Raw genomic sequence first — 25490 nt, 5'->3', positions numbered from 1 at the left:
ATAATTTAACTTTCGATAACAAACTTAGAATGTGTAAGTGACACCTGTCCACATAATGGCGGAAACATCTTTATTCACCATTGGGCTATCTTTCACTTCACTTGGTAGGCGGTCAACACGCCCCATTGCAAATACCGTCCAATTTTCATCAAAGCGATAATTTCCTGTCACTTCAACGTACGGTGTCCAACTTGAACCTGGGTTATAACGTTTTAAACCGCTATTACGAGATTCTTTTGAAGAAATACCATATTCATAACGGTTTTGGTTCTTGCTATCCCATTTAATACCAAGACCTGGGGTAATTGACCACTTATCACCCTCAAAACCATACAGATAGGCAAACTCACCACGGATACCATTACTGATACCTAGGATATCACCAGAAATATTCGTTCTCAGCGTACCCCAATCAGCGTTATGACGATAAGTCAGCCCCGTCATCACCGTATCACGGCGACGGTCTAATTCACGCATTGCTTTATCATCATTGTCTTTAGGTTTAAAAAATTGCGGGTAATAAAAAGCATCTAATGATAGTTGGTCTTGCGTATCATTCCATAGGTAATAACCAGCTGCTAATGTATGAAAATAGAAGTTCTCACTGTCATAATTAACAATAGGCACTGGCGTGACATAATCACGGCTCTTAATTCCTTTATAAGGTGTTGATTGCGCTAATACTGAACCACCAACAGACCAAGTTCCAGCAAACGCGGCCCCAGATAACACACTCAAAGCCACAGCAAGTGTCGTTAATTTAATTGCTTTAGACATATATTTAACCTAAAAATAATGAGAAATAGATCACCGCTATATGTTATATCAATATAGCTATAATCCCAATATTTGTAATCAAAATCACATTTAAAGCTAAATTCTAACTGTTTTTAGCGTGATTGATTAATAATTATTCTACGTTATTTTCATAAGAAACAGGAACTCTTTTTGCAAGCGCACAAAGTAACTCATAACCTATTGTCCCCGCGGCTTGCGCAACCTCATCAACCGGTAAATTTTGCCCCCACATTTCCACTCGCTCACCAAGCTTAATATCGTCACAATCACTGATATCAATTGTCATCATATCCATCGAAACCGCTCCCAATAGCGCACAGCGTTTACCTTTACACCATACAGTCGTTCCATTTGCAGCATGTCGAGGGTAACCATCTGCATAACCACATGCCACTGTCGCAATACGCATCGGTTTAGTTGATGTAAACCGGCTACCATAACCAATTGATTGACCTGATGGAATTTCATGGATAGCAATCACTTCTGATTGTAATGTCATCGCTGCCTTCAAGCCTAACCCAGATATATCAGTAGATGTACCACTTGGAGACGCACCATACAGCAAAATACCCGTACGGACCCAATCATATTGGGTGTGTTTATGCCACAATGTTGCCCCTGAGTTTGCGATACAGGTTTCTAAAGATAAGTGTTCAAATTGCTGGATTTGTTGAAAAGGCTCAGCAACGCCAGTTTTGGTATCTGAATTAGCAAAGTGACTCATTAACGTTAAACTACGTACATTCGGCATTTTAGATAACCGTCGTACGACATTTTCGTAATCGTTCGGTGGAAAACCTAACCGATTCATTCCACTGTTTAGCTTAATATAGACTGAAATTGGTGATGATAATTGAGCATTTTCAATGGCGAATAATTGCCACTCACTATGGACACTAGTTGTTAAATTATACTGGTCAATTAATTGTAAATCTTGAGGCTGGAAAAAACCCTCTAACAATAGAATTGGCCCTTTCCACCCTTCTTTTCGCAATAAAATGGCCTCATCAAAATCTAATACCCCAAAGCCATCCGTTTCTTTTAGCGCAGGCCAAATTTGCTTGATGCCGTGACCATAACCGTCTGCTTTCATAACTGACCAAATTTTTGATTTTCCAACATGTTGCCGTACGACAGACAAATTATGTTGTAAATTCTGTAGATGAATGACAGCACTTATTGGGCGCGGCATTTTAATTCCTTAGTACGTTTAATTAATTCTAAAATTACAATAGTATAAAATATCAAACACTTAACGTGCTGGCGTTAAATCACCATGAGTAGTCAGCTTGGTATTAAAACCATCAAGATACCTAAATACCGATAAATCATCAGACGCTATCTCCGGTGTATTCCCTGAAATTAAATCTGCCAGCAGTTTCCCTGCACCACAAGCCATTGTCCAGCCCAGAGTCCCATGTCCAGTATTTAAATATAAATTACCGTATGCTGTCGGCCCAACTATTGGGGTACCATCTGGTGTCATTGGACGCAGGCCCGTCCAAAATTGTGCTTGTGCAATATCACCACCGCCTTGATACAAATCTTGTACCACCATTTTCAATGTTTCGCAGCGTTTTTTCAGGATATTCAAATTAAAACCAACAACTTCAGCCATTCCACCAACTCGAATGCGCTGATCAAACCGCGTTACTGCAATTTTGTATGTTTCATCCAAGATGGTGGACATTGGGGAACGCTGTTCATCGATAATTGGCATAGTCAATGAATAGCCTTTGAGTGGATAGACCGGAATTTGAACTAGGCTTTGTAACATTGAAGTAGAATAAGAGCCCATTGCAACGACATATCTGTCCGCTTGCAAAATTTCACCATCAATTTTAATGCCACTAACTTTATTTCCTTCTGTTAAAATCTGTTCTACATGGCTACCAAATTTGAATTGAACTCCAGCATTTTGTGCCATCTTTGCCAATTTTTTGGTAAATTGCTGGCAATCCCCTGTTTCATCATTGGGTAATCGCAGCCCACCGGTGAGCTTGTGTTTGACAAATTCTAACGCAGGTTCCGCTTTAACTAATTCATTTGATGCTAATAGTTCGTACGGAACACCTTCTTGCTGTAAGACTGCAATGTCATTCGCTGCATTATCGAACTGCTCAGTAGTACGAAAAAGCTGTAAGGTACCCCCCTGACGAGCTTCATATTCGATACCTGTATCTGCTCTTAATTGGCGAATACAATCGCGACTGTATTCGGCGATACGTACCATACGACTTTTATTCATTGCATAATGTTGAATATCGCAATTTTTTAACATCTGCCACATCCAGCGCAGCTGAAATAACGTTCCATCTGGGCGTATCGCCAGAGGTGCATGTTTTTCAAACATCCATTTCACGGCTTTAAGGGGGATCCCGGGAGCTCCCCATGGGGTTGCATATCCAGGAGATACTTGCCCTGCATTTGCGGCACTTGTTTCTTCTGCGACATCATGTTGTCTATCCACCACCAGCACTTCGTGCCCTTCTTGTGCTAAATACCATGCTGTTGTTACACCGATCACTCCTGCACCTAACACTAGAATTTTCATAGCTTCCCCACAAAATAAAAGTATGCATCATTTATTTTAGGATAATATTCTAGAAATTATTTGCCAATATGGTGAATTAACACTTTTAACAATACAGATAATAAATCCATTTTGATTCACATCTCATTTACATTACAGATGAATATTCTCACTGAAGATTTTAAGGTTATTTAATATCCTATTGATTTTCAATGCATTAACCCAATAAAATCAATTATTGATGATTTCTTTAACTAATAAATTCAGTATTTAATACTTTAATATTGAAACATTATGTCGCTAACCATTTTTAACAACATTTAACAAAACTAATGATACTATTTTTTTATCTCTTTAAATTATGATTGTATAGATAATTTGACTGCTCCATCGAATTAGTCATCTTAATAATGAAATAAACTAACCAAATCATCTTATTAATCAATTAGAATTTAGGGTATCCCCATGATTAGAAAAAGAAAATTATTTACCTTATTTATTATTTTATTTTTATCTGCAGGGATGAGTCTTGCCGATGAACTTTGTAAATCATCTCTCGCTTTAAGAACACAAGTTTATGATAAAGGAGATATTATCTGTTTAAGCACTAAACCTATTTCTGTATGCCTCAGCCCTGCCATCGTCATAGACAGTTATCCAGTAAGGGTTGATTACCATTGTTTATTTAAAACTGACCATCCGCTTCCCGATGGTCTGGATTGGACTGATAGAGTGGATTTGGACCTATCACACAAGAAAGTGGATTATTCAGACACGACACTTGCTGCTAAGTCCTGTGCGTGCCCCAATAATTGACAACTAGCCTCAAGCCGTTTTAAAGCTTAAAAAACAAAAAAACCAGCCGCAAAAATTATCAGCTGGTTTAATTGGTGATAGAGTCATTCGAGTTTAGCGGATGTGTGCTAAGTCGCTAGGCATATTACTTTGCATACTATGCCAGATTATCCCACTTTCTTTTCCGTAATTACGCACACAATCCATAATACGGTCATAGGCTTGCTCACGACAAAGATGGCTTAATTGCTGATAGAAGTTTAACGCTAAGCGCCTCGCTTCAGGGTTCGAAAAATAATAGCGGCCTACACGGGTATACAACCCCCTTAAACCGTTAATAATCAAGCCATAAATTGGGTTGCCGGATGCAAATGCAAGCCCACGGAAAATGTTATAATCCAAATCACTGAATGCATCTGAATTATCTTCCACTTTTTCCCGTCCAGCTAACACCTCTATTGATTTCTCAGGGTTATTTCGAAAGGCCGTACGGATAAAAATAGCAGCGATATTGGTACGTACTGCCAATAAATTATCGATTAACTGTGGCACTCTATCGTGATCTAGCCTAGCCAATGTCTCCAATATATTAAGGCCGGACGTTTCCCAATAGTTATTCACTTTAGTTGGTTTACCATGCTGAATGGTTAGCCAGCCGTCACGAGCCAAACGTTGTAACACTTCACGTAAGGTTGTTCGTGTCACACCGATTAATTCCGAGAGCTCGCGCTCCGCGGGTAAAATTGAACCTGGTGGAAAGCGGTTGTTCCATATGCTCTCAATAATATACTCTTCCGCGAAACCAGCCGGACTTTGAGCTTTAATAACCATATTTTTATTATTCCAAACATTTAGACGGATATTGGGCAAATCATACCAGATTGTCATCACCTGATATAGTTAGACTAAAAATAAAGAGTGAAGCAAATCATAGAATTTCCATATAATTCATACATTATCAATTAGCAAATAAGCTTAAAATCCGTAAAAGATAAGAGTAGTATGTATAGCACAATACACGACATCCGCATAAAAGAGGATAACGAACCATAATGGATTTTAGTTTAAAAACGGCTTTTTTGAAAAATTTTCTGGGAAACTCGCCTGATTGGTACAAATTAGCAATTATTATATTTTTAATAATTAACCCTATTATCTTCTATTTTATCAGTCCCTTCGTCGCAGGCTGGTTATTAGTTGTTGAATTTATATTCACATTAGCAATGGCTCTCAAATGTTACCCATTGCAACCCGGTGGCCTTCTCGCTATAGAAGCCGTAATTATCGGCATGACCACCCCTGCACAAATTTCACATGAAATTAGCAATAACCTTGAAGTTATCTTGTTACTGATTTTTATGGTAGCTGGTATCTATTTCATGAAACAATTGCTGCTGTTTGTATTCACCAAACTGTTGATAAACGTGCGTTCTAAACGCATTCTTTCCCTTGCTTTTTGTATGGCGAGTGCATTTTTATCTGCATTTTTAGATGCACTGACCGTTATTGCTGTCGTCATTAGTGTTTCAATTGGTTTTTATTCTATCTATCACCAATATGCCTCTAATCAACCTAGCAACACAGACTTGCAAAATGATGGTTTCATTAAAAGTGCAGAACAAAAACAAACCCTCGAACAATTTAGGGCTTTTTTACGTAGTTTAATGATGCATGCTGGTATTGGTACCGCGCTAGGTGGTGTCATGACTATGGTTGGTGAGCCACAAAATCTCATCATTGCTAAACATGTTGACTGGGATTTCATTACCTTTTATATCCGCATGGCGCCTGTCACTATACCTGTTTTTATTTGTGGCTTAGTCGTCTGTTTTGTTGTGGAAAAATTCAAGTTATTTGGCTACGGTGCTGAGCTTCCAGACTCTGTGCGTCAGATTCTAACTGAGCACGATAAAAAACTGACGGCGAAACGCACCAAAAAAGATCTCGCACAGTTGGTCGTTCAGGGCTTAATTGGTATTTGGCTAATTGTCGCCCTTGCTTTCCATTTAGCGGAAGTTGGTCTGATTGGCCTATCCGTCATCGTATTGACGACCGCATTTTGTGGTATCACAGAAGAGCATGCGCTGGGAAAAGCCTTTGAGGAAGCGTTACCATTTACCGCATTACTGACCGTATTCTTTAGCATTGTTGCTGTAATCATTGACCAGCAATTATTCACTCCATTTATTCAGTTTGTGTTGCAATCCTCTGAATCGTCACAATTATCATTGTTCTATCTATTTAATGGCCTACTTTCTGCCGTGTCAGATAACGTATTCGTAGGGACGGTTTATATTACTGAAGCCTTAAAAGCGGCAAATGAAGGTTTAGTATCAACGGAACAATACCAATTATTAGCTGTTGCAATTAACACAGGGACTAACCTGCCTTCTGTTGCAACGCCTAATGGGCAAGCTGCTTTCTTGTTTTTATTAACGTCAGCGTTATCACCTCTAATCCGTTTATCATACGGCCGTATGGTGTGGATGGCACTGCCATATACCATCGTAATGACCATTGTTGGGCTATTAGGGGTCGAATTCTGGCTAGTTCCCATCACACATTGGATGGAAAGCATCGGGTTGATTACGTTCGCACAATAACTATACTTTAAATAATTAGCCGTACACCAATACGGCTAATTGTAATGTTAGGTAAAACCCTCTCTAAAATTGCATTATTTCACTTTAATTACTTTTTTTATCGGGCCGATAGGGGCAAAATGTGCGCATTACTCAATTAGGATACTAAGTATGTTCAGATTTTTTAACTACTGTTCGCAAGGAAGAGGCGCTTGGCTACTCATGGCATTTATTGCCTTTATGCTCGAGTGCGCGGCTTTATATTTTCAGCATGTTATGAAACTACAACCCTGTGTTATGTGTATCTATGAACGCGTGGCATTACTTGGCATTATGGTTGCTGGCTTAATTGGGGCGATAGCACCACGGAACATGGTCATACGCTGGGTTGCTATTCTTATTTGGATTTACTCTGCTTGGCGCGGCTTAGACCTTGCATGGGAACATACCATGCTACAACTTTATCCTTCACCATTTGCATCATGTGATTTCTTCGTTAATTTCCCTGATTGGTTACCATTACAAGAGTGGGTACCCGCAGTATTCGAAGCTACAGGTGACTGTGCCGTTAGGCAGTGGGCATTCTTAGGGCTTGATATGCCACAATGGTTAATTGGTATCTTCGCGGCTTATCTCTTAGTTGCAATCATTGTTATCATCAGCCAGTTCTTCCCAGCCAAAAAATAGCCTTTAAACCCCAAATGTTAAATTCAACATTTGGGGTTCCTAAGTAATAAAATTAACCTATTGAATGACTCGTTCTAATTTCACAGGGATATTTTTATACGCAGGAATACCACATTGCGGGTCGAAATTATCCAACGAAATTAAATTATTAGCTTCAGGGAAATAAGTGGCAACACTACGGTCTGCCATATCATAAATCACCACAGTGAGGTTATCTAAACGGCGTTTTGTTGGTTTCTGCTCGCGATCTAATGCGATGAGATTCACTCTATCTCCCGCTTGTAACTTCTGCTTTTGGGCTTCTGCACCACTGATGAAAACAACATCTCGTTGCCCAAACACACCGCGATATCGGTCATTTAATCCATAAATTGTAGTATTATATTGGTCATGGCTACGTAATGTTGCCAAAATGAGTTCACTGTTAACTGCTGAGTTCGGGTCTTCAATAACACCTTCTGTCGGTACAAAGTTAGCTTTGCCTGATTGCGTCAACCAACGGCGCTCAGAAGCCGCATTAGTCAGATGGAATCCTCCGGGTATTTTAATGCGTGCATTATAATCATCAAAACCGGGTAATACTGCTTCCATCGCGTCACGAATTAAATCGTAATTGCCGATAAAATCATCCCATTCAACTTTACTCTGCGGTATTGTCGCTTTAGCTATCCCTGCAATAATCGCACACTCAGATTTAAGATAAGGGCTGCACGGTTTAAGTAAACCTTTTGAAGCGTGAACCATCGACATTGAGTCTTCTACGGTCACACATTGTACACCACTGCTTTGCCTGTCTATTTCACTGCGTCCTAATACAGGTAATAAAAATGTCTGCTTAGCGGTTAATAAATGGGAGCGATTTAGTTTAGTTGCAGTATGCACCGCTAAATCAAGCTTTTTCATACCTGCAAAACAAGCGTCTTTATCTGGCATGGCAACAGCTAAGTTTCCGCCCATGCAAATTAAGGCCTTCGCTTTTCCTTCAGAAATGGCTTGCATGCTCGCGACGGCTGCATGACCAAATTCGCTTGGTGGTTTAAAACCAAATCGTTGTTCAATTTTGTCTAAAAAGCTTTTTGACGGTTTTTCCGTAATACCAACGGTTCTATCACCCTGAACATTCGAATGACCACGCAGAGGGCAAATTCCCGCACCTTCCCGACCAATATTACCTTTCAGTAGTAATAAATTAACGAGTTGCTGAACGTTTTGCGTACCATGCTCGTGCTGAGTGATCCCCATGCCATAACAAATAATGGTACTTTTTGCCTCAATATAAAGATCCGCAATCTCTTCGATAGACTCACGCGGTAAGCCAGAAACCCTTAAAATATCTTTCCAACTCGTTGTCAGTAAGTCATTTTTTAAAGCTTCATAACCCTGTGTATGAGTTGATATAAATTCAGTATCAAGAATAGGCTCTTTTCCTGCATCGACTGCAGCTTGGTGTTTTTCAATCAATAACTTCATCACACCTTTAAGTAACGCAGTGTCTCCACCAACACGAACTTTATAATAGTGTCCAGCTAAAGGAGTAGACTCTAACGTGAGCATTTCTACCACGTCTTGCGGGTAGGTAAAACGTTCAAGACCACGCTCTCTTAAAGGGTTTATGGCAATGATTTTAGCACCACGTTTAGAAACTTCACGCAATGAGCTCAACATCCTCGGGTGGTTAGTCCCAGGGTTATGACCTATACATATAACTAAATCCGCTTTATCAAAATCGTCCAACAATACTGTCGCCTTGCCGACACCAATAGAGTCAGCAAGACCAACACTCGTTGGTTCATGGCACATATTTGAACAATCAGGGAAATTGTTTGTGCCATATTCACGAGCAAGTAGCTGATATAAGAATGCGGCTTCATTTGAAGTTCGACCTGATGTATAAAATTCAACAGTATTTGGGTCTGAATAACTTTGTAAACGCGTACCTATTTGTTGAAATGCATCTTCCCATTCGATAGGTTCATATTTATCTGTTTGTGAATTGTATTTCATGGGGTGAGTTAAACGCCCTTCATCCTCTAAATGAAAATCATCCCACTCAAGTAATTCTGTTACAGTATATTTAGAAAAAAATTCCGGCGTTGTTTTTTTAGATGTTGCTTCCCAAGCAATTGCTTTTGCACCATTCTCACAAATATCAAATGACGCCGTATGTACTGGGTCAGGCCACGCACAGCCAGGGCAATCAAAGCCGTCTACCTTATTCATTTCAAACATCGCAATTATGTCATGACCCACTTTCATTTGGCCACGTAATGCTTCTGCAACTGCTTTTACAGCCCCCCAACCGGCAGCGGGGCCATCATACTCTTCAATTTTCTTTTTCATTTGGCATTACTCTTTAATAAATGTAAATGTCTTTATATGTGCTTTTATAATTATCTAAAATATTCTTTGTTATTTAATATTAGTAATATCATCGTTAAATATCAATAATTAAAATAACCACTTAAATAGATGCTCGTAATTAGACGACTTAAGAATAAGAAATGAAAATACAACTCAATAAATGAAAAGATAAATATTAAAACAAAACTAATTTAAATGAATACATATAGTTAATTAACCTCATATTAATGATTAATAAAAGGTTAATTAACTTCATAAAAAGAAGAGTTATATACAAGCACCCGATTGTATAATGTCAACAGCACAACGTTTACCATTCGCAAATTGGCATACAGCTGTTTGTGACCCATTTAATTCTAATGTGAGCGCTGGTAACCCACCCGCTGAAACACAGGCCTCTTGTGCCCCAGGGCCTAAATTGACCACTTGTTGGGCATATTGACTCGCAGAATGTTCCACAGAGTTATCTATGTTTGAGCTACCACACGCAGATAGCATGACAGATATAGCCCCAGTGAGTAACATTGTTAGTACTGGTTTAAAAAATTGATTAACCCTATGCCTCATTTTCCTGCTTCTCCAAAGATGCTGCCTGAACATTCTGCAATAACCGCTTAGTGCCCGCCGCTTTTTGAATATAGATTGATGACTAAGACACCAATAATAATTAATAGCATACCAATAATTGCAGGTAAATCGAGTTTTTGGTTGTAAATAAAAATTGCAGCGACAGAAACCAATACAATCCCTAAACCTGACCAAATTGCATAAGCAATACCCAATGGCATGATTTTTACTACCTGCGAAAGCCCCCAAAAAGAGACTGCATAACCCATAATAACAATCAACGATGGCCAAAAACGACTAAAACCATCAGACGCCTTCAGTGTTGTCGTTGCAATGACTTCGGCAATAATCGACATTAATAAAAAACCCAGCCCCTTCATTATATTTCCTTATTATTAGAATTAGTAATGATAAAATTTATCATTTTTTTGATTATTTACTCAGGTAACGATAAAAAAAGCTCTGTTTATCATTAAAATAACACAGAGCTTTCACCTCTATTTTATGATGAGAATGCGAGTTAGTGATTTGCGGCAACGTCTACTCTATCGTTAAGAGACTCACTATAACGCTTGAATAAATAGACACACAAGATGAAGGCTATGACACCAATTGCACCACCAATATAACCAATCTGGGTCATTCCCATATGAACAATAACTTGATTACCTAACAGTGCGCCAGCACCAATGCCAATGTTAAAAATTCCAGAGAAAATTGACATAGCCAAGTCGGTGGCATCTGGAGATAAATCAATGACCTTAACTTGCATTCCTAAACCAATACACATCATGGCCATTCCCCAGAACACTGATAACATAATCAACGACCAAACATCTCTACCTAATGGCATCAATAATAATAAGCAAATCGTCATAAATGCGATTGCTGCAGGTAAAAATGATAATGAAAATTTGCTGCTGTAGCGACTAAATATTACACTTCCAACAATACCCGCTCCACCAAAAATCAGTAGTAGTAAAGTGGCAAAGTTTTGGCTTTGTAAGGCAACTTCGCGAACAAAAGGTTCAATATAACTGTAAGCCGTAAAATGTGCAGTAACTGCCAAAACAGTTAACGCAAACATTCCAACGAGTGCAGGCCGTTGGAATAGCATCGGCACACTTTTTAGTGAGCCTGAATGCTCACTTGGTAAGCGTGGTAAAAAGCGAATCAACACAACCATAGTGAACAATGCTATAACACCAATACCTAAAAATGTCGCTCGCCAACCTAAGAATTGCCCAACTACACGGCCAAGGGGAAGACCTAATACTGTTGCCAATGCCGTTCCTGTCGCTAATAACCCAAGCGCTTGAGCTTTTTTACCTGCAGGAGCGACCCGAATCGCTAAAGATGCCGTAATTGACCAAAAGACAGCGTGAGATAAAGCGACACCAATACGCCCTGCTATTAAAATATCAAAACTCCATGCAAACCCTGAAATGATGTGACTAACGATAAAGATAACAAATAAGAAAGCTAATAATTTGCGACGCTCTATTTTACTGGTTAATAGCATCAAAGGTAACGACATCAAAGCCACAACCCACGCGTAGATTGTTATCATTAATCCAGTATGTGCGACCGTCATGTCAAAGCTTTTTGCAATATCACTGAGTAATGCAACAGGCACAAACTCTGTTGTGTTAAAAACAAATGCAGCAACTGCTAATGCTATTACACGGATCCAAGCTGTTTTTCTAGAAACTTGCGTCATATTTCTCTTAGCCTTCACTTTCCCACAAATAATAGATGCCCACGGCTTAACCGTGTGTAAAAAATGCTGCGAAAGGATATTGGTATTTAGTACAGAATTGAGTCGTTACTGCGCAATCTATATTGCTAACAACACTTTTTTGTGAATTGTATCACGATTTTTCATTACTCATAAAGAGTCCTCTTTACCTATTGGCAAGAAAAATATCTTGCCTACTTATTTTTATTTCCCCAACTCTTCCATTTAATTATTCGTTCAAATTTAAGCCATTTATCTGAATATTTATTACATTCAGTTATATGAAAACACATCGCATTACTTTCTATGCTACAATCTCACTATTATTTTTTATGCTCAAAGGACCGCTTTAATGAAAAACCATTTTCCAACTGAACCTAACGTTAATACCTTAGCGGATGAAGTGACTTGTCTTAAAAATTTACTGACACATATGCTAAAAGCTATCGGCCAAGCGGATGCAGGTAAAATCTTAATTAAGATGCAGCGTGAAATTGCACAAATGGAAGACGAAAAGCAGGCAGAAACCTACAAAAATACGTTAGAACAGATAAAAACAGGGTATCGCCAATAGATTATTTAGCGATAAATGCTATTTTAAGGATATACCTACTATTAAGTGGTTTAAACTGCACAAATAACTAAGTTTTAATCGTGAAAATCATCTATCTTTATTCATGAATTAAACCATTCTTTATTCATTTAGCTCCCCCTTCAGAACCCTATGAAGGGGGCTTTTTTTCTAAAGCTTATGTATTATTGCGTTTATAAATATCTTGGCAATGCTGAATGTATTCATCAACTGTTGTATCGTCGGTTTGCTTATCCCAACTTTTCTGCTCTTCAAAAGCCCACACTTGAAACGTTTGTCCAAAGTTAGCCCCTGACATACCAACTTGCTTATACACCCGATGGTAAAAACCTTGCTCAGAACGATAGATCTCAAATTTAAACGGAACTAGCCTAGCGGGATTTGTCGTTGTCAAAAAATCATTACCAAATAATAACGTTTTCTCCAGAATATCCATTCTATCCCCTTGTTTAATTTATAAAATATGCACGGACTGCACTATCCCTTCTAAGCATAGCGCATTTAACGCAATTCCGTGATTTTACCTATAAAAACATACGATTTATATAATATCCATAGAGAATATTGATGAATGACAGGAGGTACTGATGAAATAATAAGCTTCACGATTAAAATGAAGCATATTATCGCTGGTTTATGATTTGTTGTCGTACAACTGTTTTGCCATATCAATGCTGTCTGCATTCACATCTTTTATATGGTCACGTGTTAACCGATAAACAACGGGGCTTAACAGCAACAAGGCTATCAAATTAGGGATCGCCATCATGGCATTTAATGTATCCGCCAATAACCAAACAAAATCAAGGGATTGCGTTGCACCGATAGGTAAAGCAATCAACCATAACACTCTATATGGCTTTATCGCACGCAACCCAAATAAATATTGCACACATTTTTCGCCATAAAAACTCCAACCCAGAATAGTGGTAAATGCAAATATGGCTAATGCGATAGCAACAATATAATTTCCACCTGGTATTGCCGTTTGGAATGATGATGCGGTTAATGTCGCTCCTGTTTCACTAGTCAACCACCCACCAGTTATAATGATAGTTAACCCCGTGACAGAACACACAATGATAGTATCAATAAATGTCCCTAACATCGCAATAAGTCCTTGGCGAATAGGGTTTTGTGTTTTTGCAGCGGCATGGGCGATAGGTGCACTACCCAAACCAGCTTCATTGGAAAATACGCCTCGTGCAACCCCAAAACGGATTGCAGCCCATACTGCCGCCCCCGCAAACCCACCTTGGGCAGCAACTGGGTTAAAGGCCGAAGTAACAACCAGTGAAAGTGCCGCAGGGATCTCAGTAAAATAAATGCCAAGTACAATGACACCCGCACCAAAATAGGCAACGGTCATAAATGGGACAAGTTTTCCTGCAACATCAGAGATACGTCGCAGCCCACCAATCAATACCGCACCAACTAATAAAACTAAAACCCCTGCAGTCAACCATTTATGCACACCAAAGTTACTTTCTAGTACATCTGCCACTGAGTTCGCTTGTACTGTATTTCCGATGCCAAAACTGGCACATGCACCAAAAAAGGCAAACAATGTTCCCAACCAAATCCATTTAGGGCCTAATCCATTTTTAATGTAGTACATTGGACCGCCAATATACTGGCCATATTTATCCACTTCACGAAAGCGAACGGCTAAAACAGCCTCCGAATATTTTGTTGCCATTCCTACTAATGCCGTCATCCACATCCAGAATAATGCACCTGGCCCGCCCATGACAACTGCCGTCGCTACCCCGGCAATATTCCCCGTACCGATAGTTGCCGATAACGCTGTCATTAATGCATTAAAAGGTGATATTTGTCCCTCACCGCGTGATTCGTTCTTTTGAAATAATAACTTAAAACCTGTTCCAATTTTTCTTATCGGTAAGAATGCAAGCCGGATTTGCATATAAATACCAACGCCTAAGATCCCAACAAGCATTGGTACTCCCCACACCACTCCATTTAGTTCACTTAACCACGTAGTTATCAAATCCATCCTACCCCCAATTAACTCGTATTAATTAACAAGGCAATCAAATTAATAACAATTTCTTATCAATCTAATAAAGATTAAAAGTGATATAAAAGCGAATTAAATTTCAATAATTCATCATTTAAAGTAGAAGATTGTGAGTAAGCTCACTTGTGGTTTATTGATTGCAGTTATTAATACAATTAATTGCGAATCTAAATTAAGATTGAGTTTGTTAGATATGAATAGGTATTCTGAGGGAATATATTTGCATATTGTGTCAATAAAAATGCCCAGTAATTAAACTATTACTGGGCAGATACTAAAATAGTTGTCTATATAAAGCTAACTTAGACTCATTATCTCAGCTACTTTAAGTATTCACCTGAACGCAATGCTTCAATGCGTTTGTCTAATGGCGGGTGTGATAAAAATAACTCACTAAATGCTTTACCACGACCATTAATACAAAACGCCATTAAACGGCCTTCTTCTTGTGGCTCATAGCTCGTTTTTAACCGTTGCAAAGCAGCTATCATCTTTTCACGACCGACTAATTTTGCCGAACCCGCATCCGCATGGAACTCACGATAACGAGAGAACCACATAGTGATGATGCTCGCCAAAATACCGAAGACAATTTCAAGTACCATAGAAACCGCGAAATAAACCATTGGGTTACCATTGCTACTCTCACTTTCGTTATCACTGTTGGACATAAAACCTGCCGCAACCTGTGCAATTATACGCGAAATAAAGATAACGAACGTATTCACGACACCTTGTAATAAAGTCATCGTCACCATGTCACCATTGGCAATATGGCTAATTTCATGAGCAATAACCGCTTCCGCTTCATCACGGCTCATATTTTCTAATAACCCAGTACTCACCGCGACAAGTGAAGCATCACGACGGGCACCTGTTGCAAACGCGTTGATATCAGGCGCATGATAGATAGCCACTTGTGGCATTTGAATGCCAACTTGTTGTGCTTGGCGCTCAACAGTTGAGACTAACCATTGTTCCGTTTGGTTACGTGGAGTTTCGATAACTTCACCACCTACTGATTTCAGCGCCATCCATTTAGACATTAATAGTGATATGAAAGCACCACCAAAACCAAATAGACCAGCCATGATCATCAGGCCTTGAACACTACTACCGCGGATCCCAGTTAAGCTTAGGATTATCCCAAACACAAACATAACCGCTAAGTTCGTGAGTAAGAATAAAGCAATTCTCATCATTTTTTATGTATTCCTTGGTAAAAACAAATATACGTAGAATTTACTTTATAAATAAGGTTTTTTCACACTTTTTCAAGTGCATTAACGCGAAAACCCTAAAAAATAACATAACTTTACATAGCTATGCTCAAAACTCATTATCATAATCTAAATAAATTATAACCTCTTACTATAAAAATTTAACCATTTGTTTTTAAAGGTTCATTTAATAACCACTTAAATTTAAAGTTAATTTTAATTGAAACGATAAAGCTGTTTACTCAATCACCAAAAGCAATTTAGTGTATTTATCTATCTTATCACTCATTTTGTTCACCAAATGAATGAATATTCATTTTTACTTTCATTCTATTAAAAAATAATGCCACATTAAGTGGCACTATTTATTCTATTTCGATCTGTTGTTTTGTTCTAAAGCTAATTAGTTTTTTCTTTAGTCGTTTTTGTTACTTTATCTTTTGCTGTTTTAGCCGATTCTTTATCTTTGGCTTTAGACGCTTTTTCTTTTACTGCTTTGGCTGAGTCTTTATCTGCGGCTTTAGGCGCTTTTTCTTTTACTACTTTGGCTGGCTCTTTATCTGCGGCTTTAGGCGCTTTTTCTTTTACTACTTTGGCTGGCTCTTTATCTGCGGCTTTAGGCGCTTTTTCTTTTACTGCTTTAGCCGATTCTTTATCTTTGGCTTTAGTCGCTTTATCTTTCACCTCTTTAACGTCTTTATCCGCAGTTTTAGAGGCCTTTTCTTTTACTGTTTTAGCAGTGCCAGATGCTTTGTCACTGGCCTTGTCGGCTTTATCACTCGTACTTTTTATTGAATCAGATACAGACGGTTTACTTGGTTGCTTGGCAACACCAGCACCAATCACAGCACCAGCGGCTTTCGCTTTGCTGTTGATATCATTTTTTAGTTCAATAGTACACACTTGCTCTGAGCGACTCGTAGAACCGTCATTACAAATAAATTTACCATCTTCACAGCGATCAATTCCCCCTTTACTTCCAGAACAAGGGTAGTTTCTTGCATTCGCTGTATTAATAGATGCAACCATCATTACACTAACTGCTATTAACCCTACAAATAATTTACGCATGGTATTGCCTCGTTGCTAAGGAATCTATACCAAAAGTTTAGGATAAATTAAGTAAAGGTAAAGAAACCTATAGTTAATTATTAATTTCAGTCAGTCATTTTAAAAATAAAGTAAACACAGCATAAAACTGCATCTACCTAGGGGATACTTGCTAAAAAAAACAAAATTAACAATAAGTTACTATTCAGTTTCTGTTTTGCTGTATGTATTTAGGTTGTATTGAAAAGACACAAAAATTAAGCCAGCTTACGCTGGCTTAACCCGACAGATAATAAGAGGGATATTATTTATTATTTGATAATAACTTAGTGTGCTGATTCGCTAAGTCGATCGCCATTTTCACCGTTTCATCAAGGTATGGGTCTGGTCCTTCATAATCTTTTGGCAGATCATCAATTGATTTCAATAGCGGTTTGCCTTCCCGAGTATTACGTTCGTTTATACGTTTCAGTTTTGTCGCTTCAATTTCAGAATCTTCTTTTTGGCGTTCAGCATAGTTGAGTGAAATAAGATTCTTACTCTCTTTGTTTACTTTATAGCGTGCAATATCTTCATCAATATAATTGAATTCAGGGTCTTTGCTAATACGCGCCAAATGCTGCGTTTTTATTGACGATAAATCAGAAGAAACATCACCAACAGGCGTATATTTTGCCGGTGGAATGCTATCCCATGGCAATGCGTTGTCCTCGAAGCTTTCACCCGTTTCAGCGGGATCTTGACCTGTTGGCATGACTACATCAGGGGTTACCCCTTCACGTTGTGTACTACCACCATTAACCCGATAAAACTTCTGAATAGTATACTGAACAGAACCTAAGGAAGGCCATTCAGGCTTCAGCATTTGGTCGTAAACACGACTCAAACTACGGTGTTGCTGAACAGTTCCCTTACCAAAGGTCGGCTCACCAACAATCATCGCCCTGCCATAATCTTGCATTGCCGCAGCAAAAATTTCAGATGCAGATGCACTAAAACGGTCGACTAAAACAACGAGAGGGCCTTTATAATAAATAACGTCGTCATCATCGATATCTTGACGAACTTGGCCATTGTTATCACGAACTTGAACTATTGGCCCTTGTGGAATGAACAAGCCAGATAAGGAGACCGCCTCAGTTAATGCCCCACCACCATTACCACGTAAATCAATAATCAATGCGGAAACATTATCTTTTGCCATGTTTTGCAATTGAGTTTTAACATCATTCGTTAAACCAACGTAAAAACCAGGAATATCTAAAACAGCAACTTTATCTTTACCTTGCTGTTTGATTGTCAACTTGACAGCTCGGTCTTCTAGCCGGATCTGCTCCCGAACTATGGTGACTATATGAGGTTTCGCCCCTTTAGTATCAGAAACGACTTCCAACCGAACTTTACTTCCTTTCGGGCCTTTAATTAAAGCAACCACATCATCAAGTCGCCAACCAACTACATCAACAATAGGTTTACCCGTTTGGCCTACACCGATAATTTTATCGCCGACTTTTAGCTCTTTGCTTTTAGCTGCTGGGCCCCCAGCAACCAACGAATTGATAACCGTATTTTCATCATCTTGCTGTAAGACCGCACCAATTCCTTCTAATGATAAGCTCATTTCTGAATTGAATTGTTCAGTATTACGAGGCGATAGATAACTTGTGTGTGGATCGATTTCACGAGCAAAAGAGTTAACTATCAATTGAAAAACATCTTCACTTTGCGCTTGCGTTAAACGTCGCAACGCAAAATTATAACGTTTCGTCAATTTTTCTTTGATTTCTTTATCATCTTTGCCTGATAGTTTTAAATTCAACCAGTCATAACGGACTTTTTGGTCCCATAGACGATCAAGTTCTTGCTTATCTTTAGGCCACGGTGATTTAGAACGATCAACTTCAATAGAATCCGTCGCATTTAAATCGATAGGTTGCTCTAAACGAGCCAATGCATATTTAAAACGCTCGAAACGTCTTTCCTGAGACAGGTTATACAGGTCATAGAACGTATCTAATTTGCCATCCTCAAGCCACTGACCTGCTTTGCCTTTATCTTTGGCATATTGGTCAATATCGGATTGAAGTAAAACATTATGGCCGAAATCTAACATATTAAGATAACGATCAAATATTTTCTCAGAAAACGCATTGTCTAAATCAAATTGGCGGTAATGTGAGCGAGTGAACCGAGATGTCACTCTCTCACTCACCGTACCGTGCTGTGCACTCTGCTTTAAGACCGGTAACTGAGCCGCAGTGACCGGAGTCACTGCTTGAGTATTAGCTATTGCACTGCCAAAGGTCGCTAGACTGACCACCAATGCAATTTTAAGAAATTTGTTCATGACCTGATTGACCTCCGTATCAGAACTTTAAGTGTTCCGCGCGTACAATCATTGCCAGCCCTGTTGGCAATTGAACCCTAACACCATCTTTCGCAATTTCTAAAACAGAGGCGTCCATCACACTAGTACCAACTTTGACTTTCAAAGTTTGACCAATTTGGAGTGTGTTGATGTCAGTCACTGATTTCAGATTTTGCTCTGGTGCAGGTGTATTACGGCGAGGGGCTTTAGCTGATGTATTTTGCGAGCGTTCTTTATTGTCTGTTGGACGGCGGCGAGGCGCTTTTTGCTTAGTTGCGTCTTGTGTACGTGGTGTTTTATCACCCGTTTTTTGTGCAACTGGGCGTTTTTGCGCTTTTTGTTCAGCACGTTGTGCTTGAACGCGAGCTTTCGCCTCGGCTAATTGTTGGCGCGCATGAGCAATATGTTCTGCATCTAATTCACCACAATCTTCACCGTTTAGGTCAACGCGTTTAGCGCCCTCTTTAACACCGTAGAGATAACGCCAGCTAGAAGTGTACATGCGTAATGCAGAACGCAATTGCGTTTTGCTAATACCATCTTCTTCTTTTAAGCACCCTACGATATCTTGAAAAATTCCGACTTTTAACGGACGTGCTTCGCCTTCAGCGATAAAACAGCGAGGAAAACGCTCTGCTAGAAATGCGATAACTTCTTTACTACTATTCAACTTAGGTTGATTTTCCATGAAATTTCCTGATAACAACGATTTTGCCAACCTCACGGGCATGAACAAGCCGACATTATAATCGTGTTGCTGACAATTGCCACGTTACTATTAATTTAACTGACCATTATTTAGTGATATTTAGGCATAGAACACATTGCCAGGTGTTGACACAACTGGTTTACAAGGTGTTGTAGCCCTTTTTCGTCTTCATGGTCGAATTGGCTAATATTTGGGCTATCTATATCTAAAACCCCGATAATTTGCCCATTAACTACCAAAGGAAAGACAATTTCAGCGTTACTTGCTGCATCACAGGCAATATGACCTGGGAATGCATGAACATCTTCGATACGCTGAACTTGGTTATTACTAAACGCTGTTCCACACACGCCTTTACCAAAAGGGATCCGAACACACGCAACTTTACCTTGGAAAGGACCCAGTACTAATTCTTGCCCATTACTGAGATAAAAACCAGCCCAATTAACCCCCTCTAAACAGTCATATAATAATGCACTGGTATTTGCTAAGGTTGCAATTAAATCATATTCCCCTGCAAGTAGCGCAGAGAGATTGTCTGAAAGTTCGTGATAATACTTCTTTTTATCCATAATTATTTCTTGTAATAATCAAGCAATTAATCAAATATTTGTAAGCGTAGCCCTAAGGTTACCAATTTGTCACTTTGAGGTAAATTTTTTTACACTAGATTACATCGAGGTAACCACCTAAAATGAGTCAATATGAACCACATTAATCACACTGATTTGCTTTTTCAACGTTGTAATCATTGCGATCAGAAGTTACTAACGCCTCGATTCAACATACGGCAAGTTGTTGTTTGCCCTCGTTGTTTTAGTCAACTTAATGATGGGCGTTCTTGGTCACTCAACCGTTTATCAATACTGGCTATCACCTTATTGATGCTTGCCCCTATTGCATTTTGGCAACCACTCATTTCTATTCACTTATTAGGAAGCCAAATCAATGCAAACGTCATTGAAGGTATTCACTTAATTAATCAACAAGGGGACCCATTTACGGCCAGTATAGTGGCTTTTTGTGCTATTGCAGCCCCATTATTATTACCCATTTTGATTTTATTATTATCTATTGGTCAGCATATCAATTTGAATCTCCGACCTGTTCTTTTAGTATTAAGTCACATCAAAGAATGGGTTATGTTAGATGTTTACCTCATCGCGCTAGGTATTGCTGCGATTAAAATGCAAGATTATGCGAGTGTTTTCATTGGTCATGGTTTAATCGCTTTTATCACCATGTCTATTCTCAGTATATTAATCCTCATTCACATAAACGTAGATGAGTTATGGAACAAATTTTATCCCATTAATAATAAAAAAGGACAAGATAACTTACTGGTCTGTACAGCTTGTCATTATTGCGGCCCTGCAACTAGCAATGGAAAATGCCAACGCTGTCATCGTCCCCTTCACTATCGCGAACCGCACAGTTTACAAAAAACATGGGCCGCACTAATTGCTGCCATGGTGCTATTATTTCCTGCTAATTTAATGCCAATATCTATTTTTTATCTCAATGGGCAGCGTTTAGAGGACACCATTTACTCTGGAGTCGTTTCTTTAATTGATTCAGGTAACTGGCCAATTGCAGTCATTGTCTTCATTGCCAGTATATTGGTGCCCTTTATTAAGATTATTATTATGATATTGCTACTGTTTTCTATCCATTTCAAAAGCAATACTGACCCTATTTTACGTATGAAATTACTTAGGTTTGTTTCATGGATTGGTCGTTGGTCCATGCTAGATTTATTTGTCATTGCTTTGATGATGACACTCGTTAATCGCGACCAACTGATGTCTTTTACTATGGGGCCTGCCGCACTGTATTTTGGTACAGCCGTTATTTTAACAATTTTGGCTGTTGAGTGGTTAGATAGCCGTTTAATTTGGGATTCTTATGGAAAATCAAAACCCGCAAAATGAACCCTCTGAAGAAATATCAGAAGCTATATTACGTAAGCGCAAACAAATTTCGCCTTTCTGGTTATTGCCTTTAGTTGCTATTTTCATTGCCGGTTGGCTTTTGTTTCAGCATTGGGTTGAACGAGGAACGGATATTACTATTGAGTTTACATCTGCACCCGGAGTAGTTGCCAACCGAACACCTATCCGCTATCAGGGTGTTGAAGTCGGTTTAGTGCAATCTGTTGCTATCAGTAAAAACATGAAAACCATTATTGTTACCGCTAGTGTGAATAAAGACATGCGGCCAGCCTTGAATTCAGGGACTAAATTTTGGTTAGTGACCCCTAAAGCATCATTAGCAGGCGTTTCTGGTCTTGATGCGTTAGTTGGTGGGAACTACATTGGAATGTTACCAAGCACGGGAACAGAGCAATTCTCTTTTGTTGCACAGGATACACCACCGCAGCTAAACATAGATAAAGGTGAATTACTTATTCACCTTACTGCGCCAGATTTAGGTTCGTTAAACGAAAACTCTCCGATTTATTACCGGAAAGTACCTGTTGGTTATATTTCAGACTATACCGTTTTGCCAGATAACCAAGGTGTTTCTATCTCTGCTGTTGTCAAAAAACCGTATGCTAACTTAGTACGCAAAGAGAGTCAGTTTTGGAATGTATCTGGGTTACAAGGTAGCTTCGACCTTAAATCTGGAGCGAGTGTAAAAATGGAAAGCCTTTCTGCTGTGATAAATGGCGCCATTGCTTTTGACTCACCACAAAGTAGTCCTCAAGCGGAAGAAGGACAACAATTTGTTCTGCAAGATAGTAAAAAAATAGCCAAAACTGCAGAACAAGACGGCAAAGAGCCCTTCATGCTAACACTTTGGGCACATGAAACCTATGGTATCGACAAAGGACAACCCATTGTTTATAAAGGCATTCAAGTTGGCGAAGTGTTACAGCGTCACCTAGCAACTGAAAAAGTGAATTTTAGTATCCTAATCTATGATGAGTTCCAGCACCTTGTTCGTGAAGACAGTAAATTTGTTGCGAATAGCCGAGTAGATATCCAATTAGGCCTTAATGGATTACAATTCCAAGGCGCTACCCCCCAAGAATGGTTAGATGGCGGGATTCATCTGATAGCTGGACAAAGCCAAGATAAACTTCCCGAAACCTTTCCTTTATATCGTAGTGATGATAATGCAAAAGCCGGTATTTTAGGCGCTTTACCCCCTACAACTATCACCCTAAATACCACGACACTACCAGACATTCAGGCGGGTTCTATTGTTCTTTATCGCCAATTTGCAGTCGGCAAAATCATTGACATTAAACCAACTAAAGCTGGGTTTGCTATCAATGTAAATATCTCAAATGAATATCTTCATTTGCTCACAGAAAATAGTGTATTTTGGGCTGAAGGCGGCGCAAAAGTTCAGCTCAATAGTAATGGTTTAACCGTTCAAGCTGCACCGCTGAGCCGAGCGATTAGCGGTGCAATTAGCTTTGATAACTTAGATGGTGGCGTTGCCAATACTGCTCGACAACACACACTTTACCCAAATGAAACCTCGGCGAAGGCAATAGGAAGCATTATTACGCTAACCACATTTGATGCATCAAAGCTTTCCGAAGGTATGCCAATCCGTTATTTAGGTATTAATATTGGCCAAATTGAATCATTAAAATTGTCATCTGACAAACGTGAAGTACAAGCTAAAGCAATTCTATATCCTGAGTATGTCAGTACCTTTACCCGGTTAGGAAGTCGTTTCGCTGTGGTAACACCTGAACTATCCCCTGCGGGTTTAAATAATTTAGATAGTATATTACAGCCTTACATCAGTGCTGAACCGGGGCGCAACAGTAAAAACCGTTATCAATTTGAATTACAAACTGCCAATATTACAGACTCACGTTATCTAGACGGTTTAACTATTTACCTTGATGCGAGTGATGTAGGTGCCATTCAAATTGGTACACCTATTTTGTTTAGAGGTCTAGAAGTCGGTGTTGTTACAGGTCTCTATTTGGGAGAGCTTTCCGATCGCGTATATGTTGCGACACGTATTGGTAAGGAATACCAATATCTCATTCGTAATAATACTGAGTTTTGGCAATCTTCTGGTTTTAATTTTTCATTTGGCTTAACAGGAGGCGTTGCCAAAAGTGGGACTTTCAAACAATTTGTGCGCGGCGGTATTTCCCTCGCAACGCCACCGTCAGTACCTCTAGCCCCACAAGCTAAGCCTGAACAGCATTTCATCCTAAAATTGGAGTCCCCTAAAGATTACGTGGACTGGGGAACATCTATCCCGAAAAAATAATCACTATTAGGGTGCATATTAACCATATATAGCACCCTTCCCTCACAAGTGCCTTAAAAAATATTTTGGAAATTAATTCCATTTATACTATGCTTAAATTCGTTGAGCTGATTATATATGGTTAAAATCGATGAATGAGGTGCTGTTATGTGTATTGTAAAATTGAAAATATCTTCCTATGAAATTAATGATGCGGTTATGGCTTCCCATAAAAGCGATACAGTAAGTATTCCATGTGATTCTGATACAGACTTTTGCATGCAACTTGATGGCTGGGACGAGCATACAAGTATCCCCGCAACTTTAGATGAAAAACCGGTGCTACTCTACCGTGATCGTTATGACAAAGAAAATCACCATTGGGTGATGAAACTTGCTTAATAGTTTTGGTAGTATGCTTAGGTTATTAGCTAAGCATATAAATAGGTAGGAACCGATAAGCTGATATGAAATGAGAACTGACAAAATAATAGGCAAAAAAAGAGGCCTGGTAGATTCCGATTACCGGGCCTTGGGAAATGGCTCTGGCAGAGCCGTGCGCTAAAATTGCCATTGAGACGTAACAAAGTACAATCTAATACTAGCTTTCAATGCACGTTCTTACCATGTTTATTATCAAATATTTTACATATTATTAACACAATTTATTTCTTAATTTTCTAATATTGAACTATTTGTTTAATAGGTTATACCTATTCATGTAATCATTCAAACCTTTCAATTAATCAATACATTGAATAATAACAATAATTTTTTTGTTTTCCACTTCCCTTCTAGGTTGATAATTTTAACTGAGCGATGAACTTAATTGCTCGCACACAATTTTGCAGCAGCTTCTTTTATAGGCAATATTCTTTCCTCAACTGCTTTGGTGCTGTCGGTAGGCTTAAGCAGCACACCAATAGGCTGTGCTTTAATTTCTTTTTTAATCATCAATTCAGTCGCTATGTCATTTAATGGATATTGCATTAGCGTGGCAGGGTTAATGACGACCAAAGCCCCATTATGGCGGCACTCTAGCATGACTTCCTCTCGAGTAAATGGCCAATCATCACCAAATTGTTTTTTACTCACAGATGTTAACGGCGCAGAAAAAGCGGTACTCACGGTTCCACCCAATAATAGTGAGCAAATAATGAGTTTAAATTTCATGGTAGTGACCTTATTAGACATTGAAGATATCTTTGCATATTATCAATTAAAT

Annotated in this window: 23 protein-coding genes; 7 read left to right on the top strand and 16 right to left on the bottom strand. The window is 39.0% G+C overall.

The features are described from left to right. Window positions 1–24 precede the first annotated feature (24 nt). The 3 genes from PSF28_RS11695 to PSF28_RS11685 all read right to left on the bottom strand — a co-directional run bounded on the left by PSF28_RS11695 (window position 25) and on the right by PSF28_RS11685 (window position 3352). The gene (locus PSF28_RS11695) at window positions 25–777 is read right to left on the bottom strand and encodes a MipA/OmpV family protein (protein ID WP_004911202.1); all 753 of its coding nucleotides are present in this window, start codon (window positions 775–777) and stop codon (window positions 25–27) included. Window positions 778–910: 133 nt separating this feature from the next. Beyond that, a complete protein-coding gene (alr, locus tag PSF28_RS11690; RefSeq protein ID WP_272685090.1) occupies window positions 911–1990 on the bottom strand; it encodes an alanine racemase in 1080 nt (359 codons plus the stop codon). Between the two features lie 60 nt (window positions 1991–2050). Continuing rightward, complete coding sequence (locus tag PSF28_RS11685; RefSeq protein WP_272520108.1) at window positions 2051–3352, bottom strand: D-amino acid dehydrogenase; 1302 nt, start codon at window positions 3350–3352, stop codon at window positions 2051–2053. Between the two features lie 444 nt (window positions 3353–3796). Between PSF28_RS11685 and PSF28_RS11680 the strand changes: the two genes are divergently transcribed. After that, window positions 3797–4147 (top strand): hypothetical protein, encoded by a 351-nt coding sequence (locus tag PSF28_RS11680; RefSeq protein WP_117162238.1) that lies wholly within the window; start codon window positions 3797–3799, stop codon window positions 4145–4147. Window positions 4148–4240: 93 nt separating this feature from the next. On the opposite strand, the gene fadR is transcribed toward PSF28_RS11680, so the two are convergent. After that, window positions 4241–4957, bottom strand: a complete 717-nt coding sequence (fadR, locus tag PSF28_RS11675; RefSeq protein ID WP_210838323.1) for a fatty acid metabolism transcriptional regulator FadR — start codon at window positions 4955–4957, stop codon at window positions 4241–4243. Window positions 4958–5178: 221 nt separating this feature from the next. Here fadR and nhaB point away from each other — a divergent pair, with 221 nt between their 5' ends. Together nhaB and dsbB are read left to right on the top strand one after the other, a co-directional pair. Further along, window positions 5179–6729, top strand: coding sequence for a sodium/proton antiporter NhaB (gene nhaB, locus PSF28_RS11670; RefSeq protein WP_272685089.1), 1551 nt, complete (start codon window positions 5179–5181; stop codon window positions 6727–6729). A 150-nt stretch (window positions 6730–6879) separates the two neighbouring features. After that, entirely contained in the window at window positions 6880–7395 is a 516-nt protein-coding gene (gene dsbB, locus PSF28_RS11665) for a disulfide bond formation protein DsbB (protein ID WP_210838327.1), read from the top strand. Between the two features lie 57 nt (window positions 7396–7452). Here the strand turns inward: dsbB and PSF28_RS11660 are convergent, their stop codons facing one another. The 4 genes from PSF28_RS11660 to PSF28_RS11645 form a co-directional block, all read right to left on the bottom strand. Then, window positions 7453–9735: an FdhF/YdeP family oxidoreductase gene (locus tag PSF28_RS11660; RefSeq protein WP_210838329.1), complete on the bottom strand. Its 2283-nt coding sequence runs from the start codon at window positions 9733–9735 to the stop codon at window positions 7453–7455. Between the two features lie 288 nt (window positions 9736–10023). Continuing rightward, complete coding sequence (locus tag PSF28_RS11655; protein ID WP_004911219.1) at window positions 10024–10323, bottom strand: DUF333 domain-containing protein; 300 nt, start codon at window positions 10321–10323, stop codon at window positions 10024–10026. 47 nt (window positions 10324–10370) lie between these two features. Beyond that, window positions 10371–10703 (bottom strand): SMR family transporter, encoded by a 333-nt coding sequence (locus PSF28_RS11650; RefSeq protein WP_272685088.1) that lies wholly within the window; start codon window positions 10701–10703, stop codon window positions 10371–10373. A gap of 140 nt (window positions 10704–10843) precedes the next feature. Beyond that, window positions 10844–12043 (bottom strand): sugar transporter, encoded by a 1200-nt coding sequence (locus tag PSF28_RS11645; protein WP_210838331.1) that lies wholly within the window; start codon window positions 12041–12043, stop codon window positions 10844–10846. A gap of 370 nt (window positions 12044–12413) precedes the next feature. On the opposite strand from PSF28_RS11645, the gene PSF28_RS11640 reads away from it, so the two are divergent. Further along, window positions 12414–12635 carry a DUF2594 family protein gene (locus PSF28_RS11640; protein WP_102138673.1) on the top strand — a complete coding sequence of 74 codons (222 nt, stop codon included), beginning with the start codon at window positions 12414–12416 and terminating at the stop codon, window positions 12633–12635. A gap of 175 nt (window positions 12636–12810) precedes the next feature. Here the strand turns inward: PSF28_RS11640 and PSF28_RS11635 are convergent, their stop codons facing one another. The 7 genes from PSF28_RS11635 to PSF28_RS11605 all read right to left on the bottom strand — a co-directional run bounded on the left by PSF28_RS11635 (window position 12811) and on the right by PSF28_RS11605 (window position 20613). Next, window positions 12811–13089, bottom strand: a complete 279-nt coding sequence (locus tag PSF28_RS11635) for a hypothetical protein (protein ID WP_004911225.1) — start codon at window positions 13087–13089, stop codon at window positions 12811–12813. Between the two features lie 198 nt (window positions 13090–13287). After that, on the bottom strand, window positions 13288–14670 hold the full coding sequence (locus tag PSF28_RS11630; protein ID WP_210838333.1) for an alanine/glycine:cation symporter family protein: 1383 nt from the start codon (window positions 14668–14670) through the stop codon (window positions 13288–13290). Window positions 14671–15014: 344 nt separating this feature from the next. Then, window positions 15015–15896 (bottom strand): protease HtpX, encoded by an 882-nt coding sequence (gene htpX, locus PSF28_RS11625; protein WP_004911228.1) that lies wholly within the window; start codon window positions 15894–15896, stop codon window positions 15015–15017. Window positions 15897–16313: 417 nt separating this feature from the next. Continuing rightward, window positions 16314–16985, bottom strand: coding sequence for a cell envelope biogenesis protein TolA (locus tag PSF28_RS11620; RefSeq protein WP_272685087.1), 672 nt, complete (start codon window positions 16983–16985; stop codon window positions 16314–16316). A gap of 283 nt (window positions 16986–17268) precedes the next feature. Next, the gene (prc, locus tag PSF28_RS11615; RefSeq protein ID WP_210838338.1) at window positions 17269–19311 is read right to left on the bottom strand and encodes a carboxy terminal-processing peptidase; all 2043 of its coding nucleotides are present in this window, start codon (window positions 19309–19311) and stop codon (window positions 17269–17271) included. A gap of 19 nt (window positions 19312–19330) precedes the next feature. Further along, window positions 19331–20020 carry an RNA chaperone ProQ gene (gene proQ, locus PSF28_RS11610; RefSeq protein WP_004911233.1) on the bottom strand — a complete coding sequence of 230 codons (690 nt, stop codon included), beginning with the start codon at window positions 20018–20020 and terminating at the stop codon, window positions 19331–19333. Between the two features lie 110 nt (window positions 20021–20130). After that, entirely contained in the window at window positions 20131–20613 is a 483-nt protein-coding gene (locus tag PSF28_RS11605) for a GAF domain-containing protein (RefSeq protein ID WP_004911236.1), read from the bottom strand. 132 nt (window positions 20614–20745) lie between these two features. On the opposite strand from PSF28_RS11605, the gene yebS reads away from it, so the two are divergent. The 3 genes from yebS (at window position 20746) to PSF28_RS11590 (ending at window position 24667) form a co-directional block, all read left to right on the top strand. Continuing rightward, window positions 20746–21972, top strand: a complete 1227-nt coding sequence (gene yebS, locus PSF28_RS11600; protein ID WP_210838340.1) for a membrane integrity lipid transport subunit YebS — start codon at window positions 20746–20748, stop codon at window positions 21970–21972. Continuing rightward, on the top strand, window positions 21947–24286 hold the full coding sequence (locus PSF28_RS11595; protein WP_272685086.1) for a PqiB family protein: 2340 nt from the start codon (window positions 21947–21949) through the stop codon (window positions 24284–24286). The genes yebS and PSF28_RS11595 overlap by 26 nt, the downstream gene beginning before the upstream one ends. Before the next feature lie 147 nt (window positions 24287–24433). Then, a complete protein-coding gene (locus PSF28_RS11590; protein WP_004253902.1) occupies window positions 24434–24667 on the top strand; it encodes a DUF1480 family protein in 234 nt (77 codons plus the stop codon). Between the two features lie 423 nt (window positions 24668–25090). Here PSF28_RS11590 and PSF28_RS11585 read toward each other — a convergent pair whose 3' ends face one another. Next, window positions 25091–25438 carry a DUF2511 domain-containing protein gene (locus tag PSF28_RS11585; RefSeq protein ID WP_272685085.1) on the bottom strand — a complete coding sequence of 116 codons (348 nt, stop codon included), beginning with the start codon at window positions 25436–25438 and terminating at the stop codon, window positions 25091–25093. Window positions 25439–25490 lie beyond the last annotated feature (52 nt).

The organism is Providencia sp. PROV130, assembly GCF_028482225.1.
Classification (GTDB): domain Bacteria; phylum Pseudomonadota; class Gammaproteobacteria; order Enterobacterales; family Enterobacteriaceae; genus Providencia; species Providencia rettgeri.
This window is presented reverse-complemented; position numbering and strand designations above follow the sequence as displayed.